Origin of the sequence: Pseudomonas sp. BS3782 TE3695 (genome assembly GCF_050435305.1) — a bacterium.
Classification (GTDB): domain Bacteria; phylum Pseudomonadota; class Gammaproteobacteria; order Pseudomonadales; family Pseudomonadaceae; genus Aquipseudomonas.
On sequence record NZ_JBNDKB010000001.1, the window covers coordinates 1,995,432 to 2,018,303 of the forward strand.

Below are 22,872 nucleotides of genomic sequence, written 5' to 3' on the forward strand. Positions count from 1 at the left end.
ATGCACGGCGAATCTCCAATCAAACGTCGCGAATCCCGCAAGATCTGGGTGGGTAATGTGCCCGTGGGCGGCGATGCGCCTATCGCTGTGCAGAGCATGACCAACAGCGACACCAATGACGTGGCCGCTACCGTGGCCCAGATCAATCGTCTGGAAGCCGCTGGCGTCGATATCGTGCGGGTTTCGGTGCCGGACATGGACGCCGCCGAAGCCTTCGGCAAGATCAAGCAATTGGTCAAAGTGCCATTGGTGGCCGACATTCATTTCGACTACAAGATCGCTTTGCGCGTCGCCGAACTGGGCGTGGATTGCCTGCGCATCAACCCGGGCAACATCGGTCGTGAAGACCGCGTGCGTGCGGTGGTCGATGCCGCCCGTGATCGCGGGATTCCGATCCGCATCGGCGTCAACGCCGGCTCCCTGGAAAAAGACCTGCAAAAGAAATACGGCGAGCCGACGCCCGCTGCGCTGGTCGAGTCCGCCTTGCGTCACGTCGAACACCTCGAGCGCCTGAATTTCCAGGACTTCAAGGTCAGCGTGAAAGCCTCTGACGTGTTCATGGCCGTCGCCGCCTACCGCCTGCTGGCCAAGGAAATCGTCCAGCCGCTGCATTTGGGCATCACCGAAGCCGGTGGTTTGCGTTCAGGCACGGTGAAATCCGCCGTGGGCCTCGGTATGCTGCTCGCCGAAGGGATTGGCGATACTATTCGCATCTCGTTGGCGGCCGACCCGGTCGAGGAAGTGAAAGTCGGCTACGACATTCTCAAGTCCCTGCACCTGCGTTCCCGTGGTATCAACTTCATCGCCTGCCCGAGTTGCTCGCGGCAGAACTTCGATGTGGTCAAAACCATGAACGAACTGGAAGGGCGCCTCGAAGACCTGCTGGTGCCGCTGGATGTCGCGGTGATCGGTTGCGTGGTCAACGGGCCGGGCGAAGCCAAGGAAGCCCATATCGGCTTGACCGGCGGCACGCCAAACCTGATTTACATTGACGGCAAGCCGGCGCAGAAACTGACTAATGACAATCTGGTGGATGAGCTTGAACGCTTGATCCGTCAGAAAGCGGCCGAAAAGGTCGAAGCCGACGCAGCGGTAATCGCTCGCGGCTGAGCCTGACTAAAGAGCCGAACGAATTTAAGGATTTATAGTGAGCAAGTCTCTGCAAGCCATTCGTGGCATGAACGACATCCTGCCCGAACAGACTCCTCTGTGGCGTCATTTCGAGGGCACCGTCTCGCGTCTGCTGGATAACTACGGTTACAAGCAGATCCGCATGCCGATCGTCGAGTTCACCGAGCTGTTCAAACGCTCCATCGGTGAAGTGACCGACATCGTCGAAAAAGAGATGTACACCTTCGAAGATCGCAACGGCGATTCCCTGACCCTGCGCCCTGAAGGCACAGCGGCCTGCGTGCGTGCGGTGCTCGAGCACGGCATCACCGGCGGCGGTCAGGTGCAGAAACTCTGGTACATCGGCCCGATGTTCCGTCACGAACGTCCACAGAAAGGTCGTTATCGCCAGTTCCACCAGATCGGTTGCGAAGTCTTCAACCTCGACGGTCCGGACATCGACGCCGAATTGATCGTTCTGACCTGGCGCCTGTGGGGCGAGCTGGGTATCCGCGATGCGGTCAAGCTCGAACTCAACAGCCTGGGCACCAGCGAGTCCCGTGGTCGTTATCGTGAAGCGCTGGTCGACTACCTGTCCGCTCGCCTGGATCAACTGGACGAAGACAGCCAGCGCCGTCTGAAGACTAACCCGCTGCGGGTTCTGGATACCAAGAATCCCGACACTCAAGCGGCATTGGCCGACGCGCCGAAGATGGCCGACTACCTCGACGAAGAGTCCCGCGTGCACTTCGAGGGCCTAAAGGCTCGTCTGGACGCCGCCGGCATTCCTTATGTGATCAACCCGAAGCTGGTTCGCGGGCTGGATTATTACAGCAAGACCGTTTTCGAATGGGTCACCGACAAGCTGGGCGCCCAGGGCACCGTATGTGCCGGTGGTCGTTACGACGGTCTGGTGGAGCAGATGGGCGGCAAGCCGACCACGGGCGTTGGTTTCGCCATGGGCATCGAGCGTCTGGTGCTGCTGCTTGAAACCCTGGAACAGATCCCGGAAGAAATCTCTCGTCAGGTCGATGTCTACCTCTGCGCCTTCGGTGAAGCCGCCGAGCTGGCCGGTCTGACCTTGAGCGAGCGTGTTCGTGATCAATTGCCCAACCTGCGCCTGCAAGTCAATGCCGGCGCCGGCAGCTTCAAAAGCCAGTTCAAGAAAGCCGACAAGAGCGGTGCGCTGTATGCATTGATTCTCGGTGAGGACGAAATGGCCCAGCAAGTGGTAGGTTTCAAACCCCTGCGTGGCCAGGGCGAACAACAAAGCATTGCCTGGGATGCGCTTGCTGCACACCTGGCCACCTGCGTCGTGCAGGGTTGAAGCTGTCAAACAGCCGATTTAGCGATTAAGGAGTATTGGGGTGTCGAGTACCGAAGACGAACATCTGGCGGAGTTGAAGGACTGGTGGACACGCAACGGCAAGCCCCTGGTCACTGGCGGCCTGTTGGCGCTGGTCATCGTGTTCGGCTGGCAGGCCTTTCAGAAGTATCAGAGCAATCAGTCGCAAGGCGCCTCGATTCTCTATCAGCAATTGCTTGAAACCACGCTGACGCCTGACGGCAAGCCTGATGCCGCACGTGTTTCGGATCTGGCTGGCAAGCTCAACAGCGAGTTCGGCGGCACTGCTTACGCGCAATACGGCAGCCTGTTCGTGGCGAAAGTTGCGGTCGACAGCGGCAAGCTGGACGATGCAGCCAGCGAACTGAAAGCCATTGTCGCCAAACCGGCCAACCCGGCACTGGGCGAAATTGCTCGTCAGCGTTTGGCGCAGGTGTTGGCCGCGCAGAACAAGGTCGATGAAGCCCTGAAGCTGCTTGAAGGCGATGCCGACAAAGCTTTCCTGGCCACTCGCGAAGAACTCAAAGGCGACCTGCTGGTGCAGTTGGGTCGTAACGACGAAGCGAACGCGGCGTATCAGAAAGCCAAGGCGGCACTGTCGGATGAAGCGGCGGTTGGCGGCCTACAAATCAAGCTGGACGACCTGGCCAAAGGGGATGCGTGACGTGATCCGTTGGAAACATGCAGCATTGCTGACTCTGGCCATACTGGCCGCGGGTTGCAGCAGCAACAGCAAAAAAGAATTGCCACCGGCCGAGTTGACCGACTTCAAAGAAGAAGTGGTGCTGCAAAAGCAGTGGAGTCGTTCGATCGGTGACGGTCAGGGCGAAACCTACAACATGCTGGTTCCGGCGATCGATGGCGATACCATCTATGCCGGCGACGTCACCGGTGTGGTGATGGCGATGGATCGCAGCAATGGCGACGTCAAATGGAAGAAAGATCTCGAACTGCCTGTCTCCGGCGCCGTTGGTGTAGGTTACGGTTTGGTCATGATCGGCACGCTCAAGGGCGAAATCGTTGCCCTGGATGCCAGCAGCGGTGAAGAGAAATGGCGCGCTCGCGTGACCAGTGAAGTGCTCGCGCCGCCGGCCACCAACGGTGACGTTGTTGTGGTTCAGACCCAGGATGACCGTCTGATCGGTCTGGATGCCGCTACCGGCAACCAGCGCTGGTTGTATGACAGCACGCCAGCGGTTCTGACCCTGCGCGGCACCAGTGCACCGATCGTCACCAACCGCCTCGCAGTGGCTGGCCTGTCGACCGGTAAAGTGGTCGCTCTCGATGTGTCCAACGGCGTGCCGGTGTGGGAACAGCGCGTAGCGATTCCACAAGGTCGTTCGGAGCTGGAGCGTGTGGTCGATATTGACGGTGGCTTGCTGCTGTCCGGCGGTACGCTGTATGTCGCCAGCTACCAGGGTCGCGTCGCGGCGCTGGACCTGGAAAGCGGTCGTCAGCTCTGGCAGCGGGATGCTTCCAGCTATGCCGGCGTTGCCCAGGGTTTTGGCAGCGTCTACGTGAGCCTGTCTGCGGGCACCGTTGAAGGCGTCGACGAACGTTCCACCACTGCCTTGTGGAGCAACGATTCGCTGGCCCGCCGTCAATTGTCGGCTCCGGAAGTGTTCTCCAGCTATGTTGCAGTCGGTGATATGGAAGGTTACCTGCATCTGCTGAGTCAGGTGGACGGTCGTTTCGTCGGCCGCGAGCGCATCGACAGCGACGGCCTGCGTGCCCGTCCGCTGGTGGTGGGTGACACGATTTATCTGTATGGCAACAGTGGCAAACTGGAAGCCCTGACCATCAAGTAAGAACTATGCTTGGGGTTTAACCCCCAAGCGGCTTCACCTGTGGGAGCGGGCTTGCTCGCGAAGGGCGTCAACGATGACGCGTACAGCCTGAATAAATGCGGTGCTGCTACGTTTTTTCGCGAGCAAGCCCGCTCCCACAGTGCTGCCCCGAGCACCAGCCGCTGCCTCGCAGCGGCTTTTGTATTTTCTGAAATAACGAAGTGGAGAGCCGCATGGTTCCCGTAATCGCCCTGGTGGGCCGACCGAACGTCGGCAAGTCCACCTTGTTCAACCGCCTGACCAGGACTCGCGACGCCATCGTCGGCGACTTGTCCGGTCTGACCCGTGATCGCCAGTACGGTGAGGCCAAGTGGCAAGGGCGTTCCTACATTCTGGTCGACACCGGCGGTATCTCCGGTGACGAGCACGGTATGGACGAAAAAATGGCCGAGCAGTCGCTGCTGGCCATTGAAGAAGCGGATGTCGTTCTGTTCCTGGTAGATGCCAAGGCCGGTTTCACCGCGGCCGACCAGATGATCGCCGAACACTTGCGCAAGCGTAACAAGCGTTCTTACGTGGTTGCCAACAAGGTCGACAACATCGACCCTGAAATGGCCCGCGCCGAATTCGCCCCGTTGGGCATGGGCCACGCGATCCCGATCGCCGGTGCCCATGGTCGTGGCATCACCCAGATGCTGGAAATCGCCCTGAGCGACTTCCCCAAAGACGAAGAAGAATCGGAAGAAGGCGAAGAAGAGATCGTTGCCGAAGGTGAGGAAGCCAAGCGCATTCCTGGCCCAAGCGAAAAAGACGGTATCAAGATCGCCATCATCGGTCGTCCGAACGTCGGCAAGTCGACCCTGGTCAACCGCATGCTCGGTGAAGACCGGGTCATCGTTTATGACCAGCCCGGCACCACCCGCGACAGCATCTACATCCCGTTCGAACGTAACGACGAGAAGTACACGCTGATCGACACCGCTGGTGTGCGCAAGCGCGGCAAGATCCACGAAGAAGTCGAAAAGTTCTCCGTGGTCAAAACCCTGCAAGCGATCAAAGACGCCAACGTGGTGATCTTCGTGATGGACGCCCGCGAAGGCGTGGTGGACCACGACCTCAACCTGCTGGGCTTTGCCCTTGAGGCCGGTCGTGCGCTGGTTATCGCGATCAACAAGTGGGACGGCATGACGCCGAGCGAGCGCGACTTCGTGAAGGTCGAGCTGCAACGTCGACTGTTCTTCGTCGACTTCGCCGATATCCACTTCATCTCGGCCCTGCACGGCACTGGCGTAGGTAACCTCTACGCGTCGGTACAGAACTCGTTCAAGTCCGCGGTCACCCGCTGGCCGACCAACCGCCTGACCCAGATTCTGGAAGATGCGGTCGGTGAGCACGCGCCACCGATGGTCAACAACCGTCGGATCAAGCTGCGTTACGCCCACTTGGGTGGTGCCAACCCGCCGATCATCGTGATTCACGGTAACCAGATCGAGAAGGTGCCGAAGTCTTACGTCCGTTATCTTGAAAACACTTATCGTCGTGTCTTGAAACTGGTCGGTACGCCGATTCGCATCGAGTTCAAGGGGGGGGAGAACCCGTACGAAGGCAACAAGAACTCGCTCACCGACCGCCAGGTCAACAAGAAGCGTCGGATGATGTCGCACCACAAGAAAGCCGACAAGAAGCGCCGCGACAAGCGATAGAAGCAGCGACGAGCCTCAAGCTGCAAGCTTCAAGTAAAAGCAGAAGGGTCCTTTCCGGGACCCTTTTTTGTGTCTGGTGGTTTGACGCTTGACCACTTGCAGCTTGAAACTTGAAACTTGCAGCTCACCTGCAGGGAATCACCGATGATCACCAGTAAGCTGCCGAATGTCGGCATCACTATCTTCACGCAGATGTCCCAGCTTGCGGCGCAAACCGGGGCGATCAATCTGTCTCAGGGGTTTCCCGATTTCGACGGCCCGCAGGCCCTGCGTGATGCAGTCGGTCGGCACATCGCCAGTGGCCACAACCAGTATTCGCCGATGACTGGCTTGCCGGTGTTGCGTCAGCAGATTGCGGCGAAGATCGCTCGCAGCTACGGCGTCCATGTCGATGCCGACAGCGAAGTGACGGTCACTCCCGGTGCGACACAGGCGATTTTTTGCGCCATTCAGGCGGTGATCCATAGCGGCGATGAAGTGATCGTGTTCGATCCGGCCTACGACAGTTATGAACCTTCGGTGGAGCTGGCCGGTGGCCGTTGCGTGCATGTGCCGCTGGGCCTGAACGATTTCAGCATCGACTTCCAGAAGCTTGCCAATGCGCTGAGCCCGCGTACGCGGATGATCATTCTTAACAGCCCGCACAACCCCAGCGGCGCGTTGATCAGTCGTGCCGAGCTGGATCAACTGGCGGCGTTGATTCGCGACCGCGATATCTATGTGATCAGCGACGAGGTCTACGAACACCTGGTATTCGATGGCGCATTTCACGTCAGCGTATTGGCCCACGAAGAACTTTATCAACGCGCCTTTGTGGTTAGTTCGTTCGGCAAGACCTACCACGTCACCGGCTGGAAAACCGGTTATGTCGTGGCACCTCCGGCCCTCACCGCGGAACTGCGCAAGGTTCACCAATACGTCAGTTTCTGCGGCGTGACGCCGTTGCAATATGCCTTGGCCGATTACATGGCCGAGCACCCGGAACACGTCGAGGAGTTGCCGGACTTCTATCAGGCCAAGCGCGATCTGTTCTGCGATTTGCTGGCACCGTCGCGCTTCAGTTTCACCCGGGTGGCCGGTACTTACTTCCAGCTGGTCGATTACTCGCAGATTCGCCCGGACCTCAATGATGTCGAGATGGCGCTGTGGATGACCCGCGAACATGGCGTCGCAAGCATCCCGATCTCGGTGTTCTACCAGACGCCACCCGAAGGCCAGCGCCTGGTGCGTCTGTGCTTTGCCAAACGCGAGGAGACCCTGCGTGAAGCAGCGGCAAAATTATGCGTGATCTGAGTGCTCTGCCCAATCTGAATGTCGCGCTGATCCAGACCACACTGGCCTGGCATGATCGCCAGGCCAATCTGCAACATTTCGAGCCTTTGCTGGAACAGGCTCGCGGCGCGGACCTGATCATCCTGCCGGAGATGTTCACCACCGGTTTCTCCATGGAATCGGAAACCCTCGCCGAGCCGGAAAATGGCCCCACCAGTAAATGGCTGCGGGTTCAGGCGGCGAAACTGGATGCGGTGATCACCGGCAGCATCATCGTCCAGGTGGCTGACGGCAGTCATCGCAATCGTCTGTTATGGGCGCGACCGGACGGGGAGGTGTGGCACTATGACAAACGTCACCTGTTCCGCATGGCGGGCGAGCACAACCATTTCACCCCGGGCGAGCGTCAGGTGCAGTTCGAATTGAAGGGCTGGCGAGTGCGGCCGCTGATTTGCTACGACCTGCGTTTCCCGGTCTGGAGCCGCGACCCTCAAGACACCGACTTGTTGCTGTACACCGCCAATTGGCCGGGCGCCCGGCGTCAGCACTGGAACCGTTTGCTGCCGGCACGGGCGATCGAAAACCTCTGTTATGTGGCGGCGGTGAACCGCATCGGTACCGATGGCAAAGGCTTTGCGTATAGCGGTGACAGTCAGGTGCTGGATTTTCAGGGTGAGATGTTGCTTGGCGCAGGCGATGCCGATGGCGTGTTCAAGGTGGTTCTGGATGCGGCGGAGCTGGCGGCTTATCGCTCACGGTTTCCGGCTAACCTGGATGCGGATACCTTCGAGTTTACTTGAGAATCGGGTGGTCCCGAAAAGATCGCAGCCTTCGGCAGCTCCTACGGGGCTTGTGTGCATCCGCTCGATCACCGGTGTACTCGATCAACGTAGGAGCTGCCGAAGGCTGCGATCTTTTGATCTTTCAGACAGCACAAACAAAAAGGCCCCGAGGTTCACACCCCGGGGCCTTTTGCATTGCAGCGCAGCCTTACGCCGCTTTCGCTTCCGGCTGGCTCAGGGAGCGGTTCAGTGCGCTGAACAGGGCCTTGAAGCTGGCGGTGGTGATATTTTCATCGATGCCGACGCCATGCACCGCTCGCTCACCGTTTACGCGCAGTTCAATGTAGGCCGCAGCCTTGGCATTGGTGCCCGCGCCGATGGCGTGTTCGTTGTAGTCCATGATTTCCACCGGAATCGGCAGACCGGCCACCAGCGCTTCCAGAGCGCCGTTGCCTTTGCCACGCCAGTGCAGGTTGGTTTCGCCCTGACCTTTGCTGGAGACTTCCACTTCCACGGCGCTGTGACCGTTTTCTTCTTGCAAGCGATGGCTGACCAGCGCGTACGGGGTGTTGGCCTGCAAGTACTCGCTGTGCAGCAAAGCGTGGATCTGCTGGGCTGTCATCTCCAGGCCCAGGCGATCGGTTTCACGCTGAACGACCTGGCTGAACTCTATCTGCATGCGGCGCGGCAAGTTGATGCCGTATTCCTGCTCCAGCAGGTAAGCGATACCGCCCTTGCCCGACTGGCTGTTGACGCGAATCACCGCCTCGTAGCTGCGGCCGATGTCGGCCGGGTCGATCGGCAAGTACGGCACTTCCCACAGGGCGTCCGGTTGCTGCTGGGCGAAGCCCTTGCGGATCGCATCCTGGTGCGAGCCGGAGAAGGCGGTGTGCACCAGGTCGCCAACGTATGGGTGACGTGGGTGCACCTGGATCTGATTGCATTCTTCGACGACCTTGCGCACGCCGTCGATATCGGAGAAGTCCAGCTCAGGGTTTACGCCCTGGGTGTAGAGGTTCAATGCCACGGTCACCAGATCGACGTTACCGGTCCGCTCACCGTTGCCGAACAGGCAACCTTCGACACGGTCGGCGCCGGCCATCAGGCCCAGCTCGGTGGCGGCCACGCCAGTGCCACGGTCGTTGTGGGTGTGCAGGCTGATGATCACGCTGTCACGACGGTTGATGTGGCGGCCGAACCATTCGATCTGGTCGGCATAGATGTTCGGGGTGGCGCATTCGACGGTGGCTGGCAGGTTGAGAATCACCTTGTGCTCAGGCGTCGGGTTCCACACTTCGATCACCGCGTCGCAGACTTCCTTGGCGAATTCCAGTTCGGTGGCGCTGAAGGTTTCTGGCGAATACTCGAAAGTCCACTCGGTTTCCGGCTGCTGGGCAGCGTATTTGACGAACAGCTTGGCGGCGTTCACGGCGATGGCCTTGATCCCGTCCTTGTCCTGATTGAAGACAATGCGGCGGAAGGAAGGGGAGGTCGCGTTGTACAGGTGAACAATGGCTTTCTTGGCCCCGCGCAGGGATTCGAAGGTGCGCGCGATCAAGTCTTCACGGCCCTGGGTCAGCACCTGGATGGTGGTGTCGTCCGGGATGTGGCCGTCTTCGATCAGGGTGCGCACGAAGTCGAAGTCGGTTTGCGAAGCGGCCGGGAACGAGGCTTCGATTTCTTTCACGCCGACTTGCACCAGGGTTTTCCAGAAACGCAGCTTCTTGACCGCGTCCATCGGCTCGATCAGCGACTGGTTGCCGTCACGAAGGTCCGAGCTGCACCAGATCGGCGCGGCGGTGATGGTCTTCGATGGCCAGGTGCGATCCGGGATGTCGATGGTCGGGAAGGCGCGGTATTTCGAAGACGGGTCTTTGAGCATGCTCATCGGGAAATCCTTATTGTGTGGGCCGAAAAAAGGCGGCCTGCCGGTGGATCAAAAAGTTCTGGGGATAAAGCGTCAGACGAGGCGCCGCGATTCAGCCTGGCAGTCGTGCGCTGACGAGGCACAGACTGCGGTGCTGACGGAGCTGAATGAGGGTGTGAGAGGTTTTCATGCCTTCAACCCTAACCGCGGGGGGAAAGGATGGCAAGCAGTCGAAAAAAATTGAGAGGAATACTCGAAAAGTCGTGTTTATTGAGATTTTGTTGCGGTGAATAGCAGAGATCGTATTGATGTTTGCGCGAGGTTTGAGCGATGCGCAATTGAAGGTTGGCGATTGCAGTTCGCCCGGCGCAGCTAATCCTTAAAGCCTCAACTAGGCGACCAGGAAGCAGGAGTTGGCAATGAGGCGGAATAAGTGGGGCCAATGAGGCCGCCTTCGCGAGCAAGCCCGCTCCCACATTTGATCGGTGTGAACACATGTTCTGTGCGCGCCGAAAATCTAATGTGGGAGCGGGCTTGCCCGCGAAGAGGCCGGTAGCCTCAACCACTATTTATGGCTGAAACGCCCCAATAAAAATCGCCGGATCCACCCGGGCGTCATTCAGGCTGATGTTCCAGTGCATATGCGGCCCAGTCGCTCGGCCAGTCGCACCGACTTTGCCGACCACACCACCGCGCGCCAATTGCTGGCCGACCTTCACATCGATCTTCGACATGTGACAGAACATGCTGATGAAGCCCTGACCGTGATCGACGAATACCGTATTGCCGTTGAAGAAGTAATTGCCGATCAAAATCACCTTGCCCGCGGCCGGGGTCTTGATCGGCGTGCCAGCGCCCACCGCGAAATCCAGGCCTGAATGGGGATTGCGCTCTTCACCGTTGAAGAAGCGGCGCACACCGAACCTGCTCGACAGCGGCCCATTGACCGGTTTATCGAGCAGCAAATTGCTCGGAGTGTTTGGACTGAAGGTGCGATAGGCGGCAATCTGCTCGGCCAGTTCACGTTCGATGCGCTTGAGATTTTCCGGGTCTGGATTGACCTGCTGCGTATTTTTCAGGGTGATGCGCTGTTCCGGGTATTTCTTGCTGCCGACAGTGAAACTCAGGTTGCGTCCACCGCTGCTGATGAATTGGGCGCCCGGCTTGACCGTCAACGGCACGCCGACAATAGCCAGCCAGTTATTTTGCTCCTTGACCACCAACACAGGTTTGCCCTGATACAGGGCCTTCGGTGCTTGTGCCGAAACACCCAGGTCCACGACGGCCACACCGCCCGGCACCGGTTTGTTCAACAGGCGGGTGATGTAGCTGTCGGCGTGGGCATTGAAGGTCAGGCACAGCAACAGCAAGGGAGCAAAAAAACGCGGCATGGATCAATCCAGTAGAGAAAGGGTGACAGGCGTCAGGTGATTGTCTTCGACCCGCACTTGCAGCTCGCCTTCACCCAGTTTGGCTTTCAGGCGCTGGCCGGTGTGGGTCTGTGCGGCGCTGCGAATCGCATTGCCGCGCTCGTCCAGCAGAATGCTGTAGCCACGCGCGAGAGTCGCCAACGGGCTGACCACGTGCAACGTCTGCATCTGACTTTGCAGTTGCAGGCGGCGGGATTTCAGCCCTTCACGCATGGCCCGGGGCAGTCGTTCGGCAAGGCTGTCGAGACGTTGGCGAAGCATTGCCAGTTGCCGGCCCGGATGTTGCCCGGCGAGGCGGGTTTCCAGGCGGATCAAGCGTTCGCGACGAGTGTTGAGGCTGCGTTCGAACGCGCGGCGCAGGCGCATGTCCAGATCATCCAGGCGTTGTGCTTGCTGACGCAGACGTTCACCGGGATGGCGCAGACGCCGGGTCATGCCTTCCAGGCGCATTCGATCGCGCATCAAGCGGTCGCGGATGCGCATCACCAAGCGCCGATGCAGGCTTTCGATGCGTCGAACCAGATCGCTGGAATCCGGCGCCAGCAGTTCGGCCGCGGCAGAGGGGGTAGGGGCGCGGACATCGGCGACAAAGTCACTGATCGACACGTCAGTTTCATGGCCGACGGCACTGACAATCGGCGTCACGCAGGCATCCACGGCGCGGGCCACGGCTTCTTCGTTGAAACACCAGAGGTCTTCCAGCGAACCGCCGCCACGGGCCAGGATCAACGCGTCGAAACCGCGGGCGTCCGCCAGTTTCAGCGCGCGGACAATCTGTGCGGTGGCTTCGCGGCCTTGCACGGCGGTGGGGATCAGCGTCAGTTGGATCTGCGGCGCGCGGCGGCGGAACACACTGATAATGTCGCGGATCACCGCGCCGGTGGGCGAGCTGATGATGCCGATGCGTTGCGGATGCGCCGGCAGCGGCACTTTGCGCTCGGCACTGAACAGGCCTTCAGCGCTGAGCTTTTCCTTCAAGGCATCGAAGGCCAGACGCAGGGCACCATCACCGGCCGGCTCCACGGTATCGAGAATCAGCTGGTAGTCGCCACGGCCTTCAAACAGCGAAACCTTGCCGCGAACCTTGACCGCCAAGCCATCCTTCAGCGCCTGACGAACCCGCGCGGCATTTTGCCGAAACAGCGCGCAACGCACTTGGGCGCCGCTGTCCTTGAGGGTGAAATACACATGGCCGGACGCCGGGCGGGCGAGGTTGGAAATTTCGCCTTCGACCCAGATGTTGCTGAACACGTCTTCGAGCAACACCCGCGCACGGCCGTTGAGCTGGCTGACAGTCAGGACTTCCCGGTCCAGGCCGAGTCTTGCAAAGGGATCTTTAATCATGGGGCGCAGTTTAAAGGCATTCGGCAAACAATCTCCATGCTCCACGCAAATCCCTTTTGTGGGAGCGGGCTTGCTCGCGAAAGCGGTTTAACATTCAACATTAATATCGACTGTCACGCCGCCTTCGCGGGCAAGCCCGCTCCCACAGGAATTTGTGCAGGTATTGATAAATTGTTGGACCAGCGCCGGGGGATTTTGCCGGCAGGCGAGGGCGACGGTGCTGTGGCAATCCGGGTCGGCCAAGGGTAGGAAGTGGATATCCGGCGGCGCGATGTCCTGCATCGATTCCGGTAACAGCGCGATGCCGAACCCGGCCTGGATCAATTGCAGTTGCGTGGTTTTGCGCGACACCACTCGAGCCGCCTGGGGAAAGAACCCCTGGCGCATGCACAACTCGGCAGACAGATAGCTCAAACCGCCACGCTGTGGATGAGGGATGGAAATGAACGCTTCATTCTTCAGCTGTGCCAGATCAATGCCTTGCGCGGACTTATCCACAGCCAGCCGATGATTAGGCGGAACCGCCAACAACAACCGCTCGCGGTACAGCGGAACAATCTGCACCCCTTCACGCTGACGCAACACCGGCAGGCGCAACAGACCCACATCGAGACGACCTTCGGCCAGTTCTTCCAGTTGCGCCTCAGAGGATAGCTTGACGATGTCCATCGACACTCCTGCATGCCGATCCAGATAGACGCTGATGCCTCGCAGCAGCCGACCACTCATGGGCACGGTGCTGGAATGACTCAGGCGCAACACGCCGAGTTGACCGCTGCCCACCTGGGTGGCCATCTCGCTAGCCTTGGTCAGTTCGTTCAGCAGGTTTCTGGCCCGAGGCAAAAAGGCTTCGCCCGCCGCCGTCAAACGGGGCTGGCGCGCGGTGCGTTCGAACAGCGGCGTTTGCAGCCGGGTTTCCATGTCCTTGATCTGCCGGCTCAGGGCGGATTGAGCAATAAACAGTCGTTCGGCCGCAGCGCTGAAGCTGCCGCTCTCGGCGATTTCCACGAAGTAACGCAATTGACGGGTTGAAAGCACCAGGCATGCCTTTTCGAGATGGGTGGTCGACGTTGAAGATATTAGTCGCAACGCTCGGCGCTGGCTAAAGTCATCGCAGGAATAAAAAGGAAGCCGTGCCGATGAATGTGCTGGAGTTGTTCAACCAATGGCAGTGGGTTGCGATGGATTGGCTGGTGATTGGGCTGGGCGTTGCGCTGGCCTACATCGTGTTCGGCATTGCTGGTTTTGGTACCGCGCTGGTAGCCGGGCCGATTCTGATCCTGTTCATGCCGCTGTCGAAAATCGTGCCGCTGCTGGTGTTGCTGGATTTCGTCGCCGCATTCGGCAATCTGCTGCCCTCGCGGCGGGATGTGGCGCGGCCCGAATTACTGCGACTGCTGCCGTGCATGGCGGTGGGCTGCACGTTGGGGGTGATTTTTCTGCTGAACCTGAAATCCGATGTTTTGCTGCTGTTGATGGGGCTGTTTATCAGCACCTATGCGATTTACAGCCTGTGGATTAAAACCCGTCCGGCGCAATTGTCCGCCGGGTGGGCGGTGCCGATGGGCACCGTGGGCGGGATGTTCGGGGCGCTGTTTGGCAGTGGCGGCTTCTTATATGCGATCTATTTGAACAGTCGGCTGCCCAAGGATGCGGCCCGGGCGACCCAAAGTGCCCTGATCAGTTGCAGCACCGTGGTGCGTTTGAGCCTGTTTGCCATCGCCGGTGTGTATGCCGAGCTACCCTTGCTGATATTGGCGCTGTGTTTGTTGCCGGCGATGGCGCTGGGATTGTGGATCGGCCGGCGGTTGACCATGAAATTGTCCCGCGAGGCATTCGTGCGGCTAGTGACCTGGTTGGTGCTGGCCAGTGGGATTGCCTTGATCGGGCGCTATTTGAGTACTTGACCGGATTTCGTCAGGGATTAAGCTGCCGGCCGCCCTGACGCTATCGCGGGCAAGCCCGCTCCCACAAGGATCTGAGGTGAGCACAAATGTGTTTACGATCGAGATCGTGTGGGAGCGGGCTTGCCCGCGATGGCGCCAGGTCGAACACCGCAGAAATCTCCATTTGACGCAGTAGGCTTGCACCATGAACTCCCAAAGCATCATCGTCCCGAAAATCTCCACCCTGCCGGTACACGAACCCCGGGCCCGGGCGGTCGTGCGTTGGCTGGTGCGCAAGAACATCATCAAAGAAGAGCTGACCACCTGTGGCCGCACCGGCAATCGCATGGCCCACGCCATCGCCGACGGTGCCCGCGCGGTGGTCCTGCACCCTGACGCGCTGCCATTCGGCGAGCCGGTCAATGGCCTGGAAATCATCACCAAGCGCTGCATCTACACACCGGCCAAGGGGTTCCTCGAAGAAGCCGGCTGCGCCGAGTGCCGCAAGGAGATCGGCGAAGCATTATTCGAAAGCCTGGAGGAGTGGATGCCGGGACGCACCGATAACTTCACGTGCCCTGAATGCGGGCATGAAGATGACATCAACGGGTTTCTGTTCTTGCAGGAATGCGGTTTTTCCAACCTGGGTTTCATCTTCAACAACTGGCTCGAGGCCGGGTTCAAGCAGAGCTTCATCGACGAATTTGCCGATTGGCTCGATCAGCCTGTCAGTTGGGTCAAGGTCGAACTCTGAACTCTGAACTCTGGCTGACACCGGCCCCGTAGGAGCTGCCGAAGGCTGCGATCTTTTGATCTTTTGGCGTCAGTGAGGCGGTTAAAGATCAAAAGATCGCAGCCTTCGGCAGCTCCTACAGGGGCTTTGTTTCTCCGTATGTCAGTAATGCCAATAATAGACAGAGTTTTACATTGAACCTGAGGGGGTGTCTGACTATAATGGCGCGCTTCCATTTTCCCGCTCGGGAGCCCCCGCGATGCTGCGTATCAGCCAAGAAGCTCTGACCTTCGACGACATTCTTTTAGTGCCCGGTTATTCCGAGGTTCTTCCTAACGAAGTCAGTCTCAAGACCCGCCTTACCCGTGGCATCGAGCTGAATATTCCACTGGTTTCTGCTGCCATGGACACCGTTACTGAAGCCCGTCTGGCAATTGCCATGGCTCAGGAAGGTGGCATCGGTATCATCCACAAGAACATGACCATCGAGCAGCAAGCTGCCGAAGTGCGTAAGGTCAAGCGGTACGAGGCCGGCGTGGTCAAGGACCCGATCACCATCGAGGCTGACGCCACGGTTCGTGAACTGTTCGAACTGACTCGCCTGCACAACATCTCCGGCGTACCGGTACTGCACGATGGCGACCTGGTCGGCATCGTCACTTCCCGTGACGTGCGCTTCGAAAACCGTCTGGACGTCAGTGTCCGTGAAGTGATGACGCCTAAAGAGCGTCTGGTCACGGTCAAGGAAGGCGCCAACAAGAACGACGTGCGCGAATTGCTGCACAAGCACCGCATCGAACGCGTGCTGATCGTCGACGACAAATTTGCCCTCAAAGGCATGATGACCGTCAACGATATCGAAAAAGCCAAGGCTTACCCGCTGGCGAGCAAGGACGATCAAGGTCGTCTGCGCGTGGGCGCTGCGGTCGGTACCGGTAAAGACACCGGTGACCGCGTAGCTGCCCTGGTCCACGCGGGTGTTGACGTAGTAGTGGTCGACACTGCTCACGGTCACTCCAAGGGCGTGATCGACCGCGTTCGCTGGGTCAAGCAGAACTTCCCTGAAGTGCAGGTCATCGGCGGCAACATCGCCACCGGCGCTGCCGCCAAGGCCTTGGCCGAAGCTGGCGCTGACGCAGTCAAGGTCGGTATCGGCCCTGGCTCGATCTGCACCACCCGTATCGTCGCCGGCGTCGGCGTCCCGCAAATCAGTGCCATCGCCAACGTCGCCGCTGCCCTCGAAGGCACGGGCGTTCCGTTGATCGCCGACGGCGGCATCCGTTTCTCCGGTGACCTGTCCAAGGCCATCGTTGCCGGTGCTTCCTGCGTGATGATGGGCTCGATGTTTGCCGGTACCGAAGAAGCGCCAGGCGAGATCGAACTGTTCCAGGGCCGTTCGTACAAGGCTTACCGCGGCATGGGTTCGCTGGGCGCCATGTCCCAGGCTCAAGGTTCCTCCGACCGTTACTTCCAGGACTCCTCGGCAGGCGCCGAGAAACTGGTTCCAGAAGGTATCGAAGGGCGTGTTCCGTACAAGGGCACCCTGAGCGCCATCATCCATCAACTGATGGGCGGCCTGCGTTCCTCGATGGGTTACACCGGCAGTGCCGACATCGAAGAAATGCGCACCAAGCCTGAGTTCGTGCGGATCACCGGCGCTGGCATGGCCGAATCCCACGTTCACGACGTACAGATCACCAAAGAAGCGCCAAACTATCGGGTCGGCTGACGCCGACAGCTATAAGCCACAAGCTAAGAGCTGCAAGCGGTACTGCGATTACGCAGCTACCGCGCAGCTTCCGACTACTTGCAGCTTGCAGCTTGAAGCTAGCAACTGCTTTTTGAGTTCTTTCCCATGTCCCTCGACATTCACGCTCACCGCATCCTGATCCTCGACTTCGGTTCCCAGTACACCCAGCTGATCGCCCGCCGCGTGCGTGAAATCGGCGTGTACTGCGAACTGCATCCGTTCGACATGGACGACGAAGCTATTCGCGAATTCGCTCCAAAAGGCGTCATTCTCGCTGGCGGACCCGAGTCCGTGCACGAAGCCGACAGCCCGCGCTGCCCGCAAGCGGTGTTTGACCTGGGTGTTCCGGTCTTCGGTATCTGCTACGGCATGCAAACCATGGCTGAACAGCTGGGTGGCAAGGTCGAAGGTTCCGATCTGCGTGAGTTCGGTTACGCCCGCGTTGACGTGGTCGGCAAGAGCCGCCTGCTCGATGGCATCGAAGACCATATCGATGCCGATGGCCTGTTCGGCCTCGACGTGTGGATGAGCCACGGTGACAAGGTCACCAAGCTGCCGGAAGACTTCCACATCCTGGCCAGCACCCCGAGCTGCCCGATTGCCGGCATGTTCAACGATGCTCGCGGCTACTATGGCGTGCAGTTCCACCCGGAAGTGACCCACACCAAACAGGGCGGTCGCATTCTCTCGCGCTTCATCCTCGACATCTGCGGCTGCGAAGCCCTGTGGACACCTTCGAAGATTGCTGAAGACGCCATCGCCCAGGTCCGCGCCCAGGTGGGCACCGACAATGTGTTGCTCGGCCTGTCCGGCGGCGTTGACTCCTCGGTGGTTGCCGCGCTGCTGCACAAGGCTATCGGCGACCAGTTGACCTGCGTCTTCGTCGACAACGGCCTGCTGCGCCTGCACGAAGGCGAGCAAGTGATGGCCATGTTCGCCGAGAACATGGGCGTCAAAGTGATTCGCGCCAACGCCGAGGACCAGTTCCTCGACAATCTGGCAGGCGAAAGCGACCCAGAGAAGAAGCGCAAGATCATCGGCCGTACCTTCATCGACGTGTTCGATGCCCAGTCCAACAAACTGGATAACATCAAGTACCTCGCCCAAGGCACCATTTACCCGGACGTGATCGAGTCGGCTGGCGCCAAAAGCGGCAAGGCTCATGTGATCAAGTCGCACCACAACGTGGGCGGCCTGCCGGAAGAAATGAACCTCAAGCTGGTTGAACCCCTGCGCGAGCTGTTCAAGGACGAAGTGCGTCGTCTGGGCCTGGAGCTGGGCCTGCCGTACGACATGGTCTACCGTCACCCGTTCCCGGGCCCGGGCCTGGGCGTGCGGATTCTCGGTGAAGTGAAGAAGGAATACGCCGACCTGCTGCGTCGCGCCGACCACATCTTCATTGAAGAACTGCGTAAAGCCGACTGGTACCACAAGGTCAGCCAGGCATTCGTGGTGTTCCAGCCGGTGAAATCGGTTGGCGTGGTGGGCGATGGCCGTCGTTACGCCTGGGTCGTTGCCCTGCGTGCCGTGGAAACCATCGACTTCATGACCGCGCGTTGGGCACACCTGCCTTACGAACTGCTGGAAACCGTTTCTGGTCGCATCATCAACGAAATCGAAGGCATCTCTCGTGTGACTTACGATGTGTCGAGCAAGCCGCCGGCGACGATTGAGTGGGAGTGATGCCCCCGGCCTCAGGGCCGATCGGCTGAAACAAAAAACGCCTGGTGCTTATGTACCAGGCGTTTTTTTTGAGTTTTTCATAGTGCTCTGGAGCGAACAGCCACTCAGTCATGCTGACTGGAATTTTTGTTTTTGGGGGGAAAGCTTCGAAGCAAGCGCTGTCGTTTTCAATGAATGGCAAAGGCTGGCGTAGGTATTAGAGAAACTGTGATCGAATCAAATCCGTATCGAACGGCGTTATCCCTTGCTCAGGTGCAAACACCGCCTGTACCTGCTGCGGCGAAACCACTCGTTCCCCGCGTGCTCGAACATGTAAATCGAACAGCAAGCTCGGCCGCGCACGCCGGCCCAATATGACGAAGCGCCTGGACGACGGCCCCGGCCAAGCTGCCCGGAGCAATCAAATGCTTATCCGCCCGTGTGGTCGTTGCCACCGTGCGCGGCGATGAACATGGCGACGGCCGACCGGCAATAGGATTCGATTTCGTTGTCGTCCTCTGCTCTCGCCTCATCGAAGCGCGCGATAATCAGAAGATCGGATCCTTTGAAAAGCGCGGCAAACAAGCGGGCGGACTGGAGAGGATCGGGCACGTTCAGAACCGCCTTCGCGTGCATCTGACGCAACAGGGCCTCGATTTGGGCGATGACATAGGCGGGGCCGGCTTCGTATTGGCGCTTGCTTAACGACTTTTGATTCGTCTTGTCGGCCATGATCATGGCTTCGACACTCCGCACGTCCGGGCTCAACAGCGTGCGAAGCAGGGTTGATCCCACCGCCATGAGCTGATCTTCGGCCGAACCGTCGAAGCCTTCAAAAAGGGCCTGTGGTGCAAACTGCTGGCAGTGGGCCGCGATGGCCGCGCTGAACAGCGCCTCTTTGTTCTCGAAGTGCCTATAGATGCTTAGCTTGGATATCTTCGCCCGCTGGGCGACCTTGTCCATGGTCGTCGCTTGAAAACCCAATTCCACAAAAAGTTCGCACGCGGCGTCGACTATCGTTTGGCCAAGCGCCTCGTTGGCGGGCCGGCCGCGCCGGGCCTGGTTGTTTTCGGTCATAAAAATTCCAGTACTTGACAGTATTCTAATTCTTGAATTAGGGTACTTCAAAGTATCTTAAAAGTGCAAGCCAATCTCCCTTCATCCACAACACGGAGCCCATCACCATGAATGATGTCATCATCATTGGCGGCAGCTTTGCCGGTCTTGCCGCCGCCCTGCAGCTCGGCCGTGCCCGCCGAAAGGTCACCGTTCTCGATACCGGCCTGCCGCGCAATCGCTTCGCCGACCACTCGCATGGGCTGCTCGGCCACGACCATAAGCCACCACTGGAGATCCTGGCCGAGGCGCGGCAGCAGCTGGCGCGCTATCCCACGGTCAAGCTGGTCACTGCCCGGGCCGAGAGCATCTCCGGCGCCATCGACGATTTCTCCGTCCTCACTGGCGATGGCGAAAGCTTCAGGGCGCGCCGCCTGATCCTGAGCTATGGCGTCGCCGATCAGATGCCTGAACTTCCCGGCTTTGCCGAAGGCTGGGGCACCTCCATCGTACCCTGCCCCTATTGCGACGGCTTTGAAGTTGCCGGCCGGCATTGGGGCCTCGTCTGGTCCGGCCCGCCGTCGCACAACTACGTCAGGCTGTACCACGATTGGACCGACACATTGACGGTCTTCGCCAATGGTCACGACATTCCACCCGACATCCGGGCCGATCTGGCGCGCCGCGGCATCCTTGTCGTCGATGGCCGGATCACCGAAATCGACCATGACGAGAGCCATAACGCCACCGTCAGGCTCGACGCCGGCCCCCCTGTCGCGGTCGACATCCTGTTCGCGCATCCGCGCAACAAGCCGTCCGCACGCCTGCATGAATCGCTGGGCCTCGCCACGGTCGATACGCCCCTGGGCATCGCCCTCAAGGTCGACGAGCGCCGCGAAACCAGCATGCCCGGCGTCTACGCCGCCGGCGACCTCGCCAATCCCCTCATGCCCTCGGTCACCACGGCATCATGGCAAGGCGCGACGGCGGGCATCTCCGCCCAGCAGTCGATGCTGGTTTGAGAGCACAGATTCCCTTCTTCGGTTGCGTCGTCGCTTTCGAAGAGGTTGGCGTAGATCGGCGCGGTGAAGGACGGATCGTCGAGTTTGACGCAATGGTAGGAGCGGTTGTCCTTCGAGGTCCGGCGCAGGCGGCACCGATCTCGGTCTGGTGTCTTATCGCTGCTGGAGGCGGGTTTAGAACGAATCAAAAACGAGGAGATGTCATGACAGAGCAAAATGCCTATCAGGTCGCCGACTGGAATGGCCAAAGCGGAGAGTACTGGGTCGCCAACCAGGCCCGGCTCGACGCCATGTTTGCGGTGTTCGGCCAGGCCGCGATAGAAGCCGCCGCGCCCGCGACGGGTGAGCGCGTGCTCGACGTCGGCTGCGGCGCGGGCGCGTCGAGTCTGGCTCTGGCCGCCCGCGTCGGCGCGGGCGGCCAAGTGCTGGGCGTGGACATATCCGAACCGCTGATCGGCCGAGCGCGCGCGCTTGCGCCGCAGGATACGCCGGCCCGGTTCCGGGTAGCCGACGCCAGTAGCGCCGAGCTGGCCGAGGGCGCGTTCGACATCCTGTTCTCGCGTTTCGGAGTGATGTTCTTCGACGATCCGACAGGGGCGTTCGCCCATATGCGACGCGCGCTCCGGCCGGGCGGGCGGGTCGCTTTCGTCTGCTGGCGCGGCGTGGCCGAGAACGATTGGGTGCGCCTGCCGATGGGCGCGATCAAGGGCATCGTCCCGCCGACCGCACCGCCCGATCCCGAAGCACCCGGCCCATTCTCGTTCGGCGACCGGGGGCGGGTGACGCGCATCCTGACGGGGGCCGGCTTTACCGATATCGCTATTGCGCCCTTCGATGTTTCCATCCCGTTCGGCGAGGGCGGGACGCGGGACGCGGCGATCGACGACGCGGTGAAGATGGCGTTCGAGGGCGGCCCGCTGTCGCTTGTGCTCGCGGATCAGCCCGACGACATCCGCGCCCGTGCTTGGGCCGCGGTTCGTGCCGCCTTCGCGGGCCTCCCCGGCGAGCGGTCGGTGATGATCGACGGCGCGGCGTGGATCGTCATGGCACGCAATCCGGCAAGCTGACAGGGTTGAACAGGGGGGAGACGCCCGTGCTGGACAAGAAGCGAGTGCCCAAGGATCGCCTGGATTTCGTGGATGACCCACGCACTTCACGGCACGGGAACTGGCGTTCATGAAAAACAAACCTAAAGGCCCCGTGAACGCGAGTTCACGGGGCCATTTGCGTTTCAGCGTCGCGCCACATCCGAAAAGTAAAACTTGTCCAGCGTATGCCGCGACTCGGTGTACTCGAACTGCCGGCCGTCCTGCAAAAACGTCTGGTTGCTGACCACGATCACATGGCTCTGGCCGTCGAGGTCCAGGTGTTGCTGGTCGTCCTTGCTGCGGGGCACCGCTTCGATGGTGCGCTGGGCGTAGGCGATTTGCAGTTGCAGGGTCTGCTCGATGAAGGCGTAGATCGATTGCTCGGCGATGTCGCGGGACAGACCGGGAATCACGTCGCTGACGAAATGGTTGATATCGAGGATCACCCGTTTGCCATCGATCCGCCGCACGCGTTTGATCCGTGTGATCAGGCTGCCTTCTTCGGCCTTGATGTGTTCGAGCAATGGGCCTTCGAGGGGGATTTGTGTGAACTCGACCACCTCGGTGCTGACGTCGTTGCCCAGTCGCGGGTAGGTTTCCTGGAAACTGACGATGCCGCCGAGTTGAAACTCGATCGGGTTGGTCGACAGCACGAAGGTGCCTTTGCCGTGGACTTTCTGGGCGAAGCCGCGCTCCTGCAATTGCTCGATGGCCTTGCGCACGGTGCCGCGACTGGCTTGATAGCTGTCCATCAATTCGGTTTCGGAAGGCAATCGGGCGCCACGTTCCAGACGTTCGGTCGTGATGCTGGCAAGCAGATCGCTGTAGATCTGGTTGTATTTACTCATGGGGATGGCTCTGTGCCGCGCTGTGCTCAAGGTTTTGAACCTTAAGGGCAGGGTAGGTGTTTGTCCATGCGGCTTTGGGTTTCTTTGACTTCGGAGGTAGGAAATATCGCCGCTTGTCGGGTTCAGGATAAACAAAACCAAACTCGTCTGTACGAGTTGTTGCAATAACTCGTACAGACGAGTACTT

General features: G+C 59.8%; 20 protein-coding genes. 13 read left to right on the plus strand and 7 right to left on the minus strand.

Annotation, left to right across the window (positions count from 1 at the left end; all coding sequences use genetic code 11):
- The 7 genes from ispG (at position 1) to ABH909_RS09175 (ending at position 8,017) form a co-directional block, all read left to right on the plus strand.
- Complete coding sequence (gene ispG / locus ABH909_RS09145; protein ID WP_008070966.1) at positions 1 to 1,110, plus strand: flavodoxin-dependent (E)-4-hydroxy-3-methylbut-2-enyl-diphosphate synthase; 1,110 nt, start codon at positions 1 to 3, stop codon at positions 1,108 to 1,110.
- Between the two features lie 37 nt (positions 1,111 to 1,147).
- Positions 1,148 to 2,437, plus strand: a complete 1,290-nt coding sequence (gene hisS, locus ABH909_RS09150) for a histidine--tRNA ligase (protein ID WP_429432404.1) — start codon at positions 1,148 to 1,150, stop codon at positions 2,435 to 2,437.
- Between the two features lie 40 nt (positions 2,438 to 2,477).
- Positions 2,478 to 3,119: a tetratricopeptide repeat protein gene (locus tag ABH909_RS09155; protein ID WP_429432407.1), complete on the plus strand. Its 642-nt coding sequence runs from the start codon at positions 2,478 to 2,480 to the stop codon at positions 3,117 to 3,119.
- Positions 3,112 to 4,263 (plus strand): outer membrane protein assembly factor BamB, encoded by a 1,152-nt coding sequence (gene bamB, locus ABH909_RS09160; RefSeq protein ID WP_429432410.1) that lies wholly within the window; start codon positions 3,112 to 3,114, stop codon positions 4,261 to 4,263. The genes ABH909_RS09155 and bamB overlap by 8 nt, the downstream gene beginning before the upstream one ends.
- Positions 4,264 to 4,475: 212 nt before the next feature.
- Positions 4,476 to 5,945, plus strand: coding sequence for a ribosome biogenesis GTPase Der (gene der / locus ABH909_RS09165; RefSeq protein WP_429432413.1), 1,470 nt, complete (start codon positions 4,476 to 4,478; stop codon positions 5,943 to 5,945).
- A 144-nt stretch (positions 5,946 to 6,089) separates the two neighbouring features.
- Positions 6,090 to 7,238 carry a pyridoxal phosphate-dependent aminotransferase gene (locus ABH909_RS09170; protein ID WP_429432416.1) on the plus strand — a complete coding sequence of 383 codons (1,149 nt, stop codon included), beginning with the start codon at positions 6,090 to 6,092 and terminating at the stop codon, positions 7,236 to 7,238.
- Positions 7,226 to 8,017 carry an amidohydrolase gene (locus tag ABH909_RS09175; protein ID WP_429432419.1) on the plus strand — a complete coding sequence of 264 codons (792 nt, stop codon included), beginning with the start codon at positions 7,226 to 7,228 and terminating at the stop codon, positions 8,015 to 8,017. The genes ABH909_RS09170 and ABH909_RS09175 overlap by 13 nt, the downstream gene beginning before the upstream one ends.
- A 190-nt stretch (positions 8,018 to 8,207) precedes the next feature.
- Here the strand turns inward: ABH909_RS09175 and leuA are convergent, their stop codons facing one another.
- The 4 genes from leuA to ABH909_RS09195 form a co-directional block, all read right to left on the minus strand.
- Positions 8,208 to 9,887 carry a 2-isopropylmalate synthase gene (leuA, locus tag ABH909_RS09180; RefSeq protein ID WP_429432422.1) on the minus strand — a complete coding sequence of 560 codons (1,680 nt, stop codon included), beginning with the start codon at positions 9,885 to 9,887 and terminating at the stop codon, positions 8,208 to 8,210.
- Between the two features lie 548 nt (positions 9,888 to 10,435).
- Positions 10,436 to 11,257: a peptidoglycan DD-metalloendopeptidase family protein gene (locus tag ABH909_RS09185; protein WP_429432424.1), complete on the minus strand. Its 822-nt coding sequence runs from the start codon at positions 11,255 to 11,257 to the stop codon at positions 10,436 to 10,438.
- A 3-nt stretch (positions 11,258 to 11,260) separates the two neighbouring features.
- Positions 11,261 to 12,640, minus strand: a complete 1,380-nt coding sequence (xseA, locus tag ABH909_RS09190) for an exodeoxyribonuclease VII large subunit (RefSeq protein ID WP_429432427.1) — start codon at positions 12,638 to 12,640, stop codon at positions 11,261 to 11,263.
- Positions 12,641 to 12,727: 87 nt separating this feature from the next.
- Positions 12,728 to 13,678, minus strand: coding sequence for a LysR family transcriptional regulator (locus tag ABH909_RS09195; RefSeq protein WP_429432430.1), 951 nt, complete (start codon positions 13,676 to 13,678; stop codon positions 12,728 to 12,730).
- A 101-nt stretch (positions 13,679 to 13,779) separates the two neighbouring features.
- On the opposite strand from ABH909_RS09195, the gene ABH909_RS09200 reads away from it, so the two are divergent.
- The 4 genes from ABH909_RS09200 (at position 13,780) to guaA (ending at position 18,692) form a co-directional block, all read left to right on the plus strand.
- Positions 13,780 to 14,547 carry a sulfite exporter TauE/SafE family protein gene (locus tag ABH909_RS09200; RefSeq protein WP_429432433.1) on the plus strand — a complete coding sequence of 256 codons (768 nt, stop codon included), beginning with the start codon at positions 13,780 to 13,782 and terminating at the stop codon, positions 14,545 to 14,547.
- Between the two features lie 184 nt (positions 14,548 to 14,731).
- Positions 14,732 to 15,280 (plus strand): sugar ABC transporter ATPase, encoded by a 549-nt coding sequence (locus ABH909_RS09205; protein WP_123358101.1) that lies wholly within the window; start codon positions 14,732 to 14,734, stop codon positions 15,278 to 15,280.
- A 238-nt stretch (positions 15,281 to 15,518) separates the two neighbouring features.
- Positions 15,519 to 16,988, plus strand: a complete 1,470-nt coding sequence (guaB, locus tag ABH909_RS09210) for an IMP dehydrogenase (protein ID WP_429432436.1) — start codon at positions 15,519 to 15,521, stop codon at positions 16,986 to 16,988.
- 126 nt (positions 16,989 to 17,114) lie between these two features.
- A complete protein-coding gene (guaA, locus tag ABH909_RS09215) occupies positions 17,115 to 18,692 on the plus strand; it encodes a glutamine-hydrolyzing GMP synthase (protein ID WP_429432439.1) in 1,578 nt (525 codons plus the stop codon).
- A 408-nt stretch (positions 18,693 to 19,100) separates the two neighbouring features.
- Here guaA and ABH909_RS09220 read toward each other — a convergent pair whose 3' ends face one another.
- The gene (locus tag ABH909_RS09220; RefSeq protein ID WP_429432442.1) at positions 19,101 to 19,748 is read right to left on the minus strand and encodes a TetR/AcrR family transcriptional regulator; all 648 of its coding nucleotides are present in this window, start codon (positions 19,746 to 19,748) and stop codon (positions 19,101 to 19,103) included.
- A 107-nt stretch (positions 19,749 to 19,855) separates the two neighbouring features.
- Here ABH909_RS09220 and ABH909_RS09225 point away from each other — a divergent pair, with 107 nt between their 5' ends.
- Positions 19,856 to 20,749, plus strand: a complete 894-nt coding sequence (locus ABH909_RS09225; protein WP_429432445.1) for an NAD(P)/FAD-dependent oxidoreductase — start codon at positions 19,856 to 19,858, stop codon at positions 20,747 to 20,749.
- Here the strand turns inward: ABH909_RS09225 and ABH909_RS09230 are convergent.
- Complete coding sequence (locus ABH909_RS09230) at positions 20,644 to 20,997, minus strand: DUF736 family protein (RefSeq protein ID WP_429432447.1); 354 nt, start codon at positions 20,995 to 20,997, stop codon at positions 20,644 to 20,646. The two genes, ABH909_RS09225 and ABH909_RS09230, sit on opposite strands and share 106 nt — an antisense overlap.
- Here ABH909_RS09230 and ABH909_RS09235 point away from each other — a divergent pair.
- Positions 20,953 to 21,816: a class I SAM-dependent methyltransferase gene (locus ABH909_RS09235; protein ID WP_429432450.1), complete on the plus strand. Its 864-nt coding sequence runs from the start codon at positions 20,953 to 20,955 to the stop codon at positions 21,814 to 21,816. The genes ABH909_RS09230 and ABH909_RS09235 overlap by 45 nt on opposite strands.
- Positions 21,817 to 21,980: 164 nt before the next feature.
- On the opposite strand, the gene treR is transcribed toward ABH909_RS09235, so the two are convergent.
- Entirely contained in the window at positions 21,981 to 22,685 is a 705-nt protein-coding gene (gene treR / locus ABH909_RS09240) for a trehalose operon repressor (RefSeq protein ID WP_192345555.1), read from the minus strand.
- Positions 22,686 to 22,872 lie beyond the last annotated feature (187 nt).

Bases quoted from the DNA above. Each gene is read 5' to 3' on its own strand.
- ABH909_RS09200 (WP_429432433.1), top strand. From the start codon at position 13,780: ATGAATGTGCTGGAGTTGTTCAACCAATGGCAGTGGGTTGCGATGGAT.
- ABH909_RS09225 (WP_429432445.1), top strand. From the start codon at position 19,856: ATGAATGATGTCATCATCATTGGCGGCAGCTTTGCCGGTCTTGCCGCC.
- ABH909_RS09235 (WP_429432450.1), top strand. From the start codon at position 20,953: ATGACAGAGCAAAATGCCTATCAGGTCGCCGACTGGAATGGCCAAAGC.
- ABH909_RS09175 (WP_429432419.1), top strand. From the start codon at position 7,226: ATGCGTGATCTGAGTGCTCTGCCCAATCTGAATGTCGCGCTGATCCAG.
- ABH909_RS09205 (WP_123358101.1), top strand. From the start codon at position 14,732: ATGAACTCCCAAAGCATCATCGTCCCGAAAATCTCCACCCTGCCGGTA.
- ABH909_RS09220 (WP_429432442.1), bottom strand. From the start codon at position 19,748: ATGACCGAAAACAACCAGGCCCGGCGCGGCCGGCCCGCCAACGAGGCG.
- ispG (WP_008070966.1), top strand. From the start codon at position 1: ATGCACGGCGAATCTCCAATCAAACGTCGCGAATCCCGCAAGATCTGG.
- guaA (WP_429432439.1), top strand. From the start codon at position 17,115: ATGTCCCTCGACATTCACGCTCACCGCATCCTGATCCTCGACTTCGGT.
- bamB (WP_429432410.1), top strand. From the start codon at position 3,112: ATGCGTGACGTGATCCGTTGGAAACATGCAGCATTGCTGACTCTGGCC.
- ABH909_RS09185 (WP_429432424.1), bottom strand. From the start codon at position 11,257: ATGCCGCGTTTTTTTGCTCCCTTGCTGTTGCTGTGCCTGACCTTCAAT.
- ABH909_RS09170 (WP_429432416.1), top strand. From the start codon at position 6,090: ATGATCACCAGTAAGCTGCCGAATGTCGGCATCACTATCTTCACGCAG.
- xseA (WP_429432427.1), bottom strand. From the start codon at position 12,640: ATGATTAAAGATCCCTTTGCAAGACTCGGCCTGGACCGGGAAGTCCTG.
- der (WP_429432413.1), top strand. From the start codon at position 4,476: ATGGTTCCCGTAATCGCCCTGGTGGGCCGACCGAACGTCGGCAAGTCC.
- leuA (WP_429432422.1), bottom strand. From the start codon at position 9,887: ATGAGCATGCTCAAAGACCCGTCTTCGAAATACCGCGCCTTCCCGACC.
- treR (WP_192345555.1), bottom strand. From the start codon at position 22,685: ATGAGTAAATACAACCAGATCTACAGCGATCTGCTTGCCAGCATCACG.
- guaB (WP_429432436.1), top strand. From the start codon at position 15,519: ATGCTGCGTATCAGCCAAGAAGCTCTGACCTTCGACGACATTCTTTTA.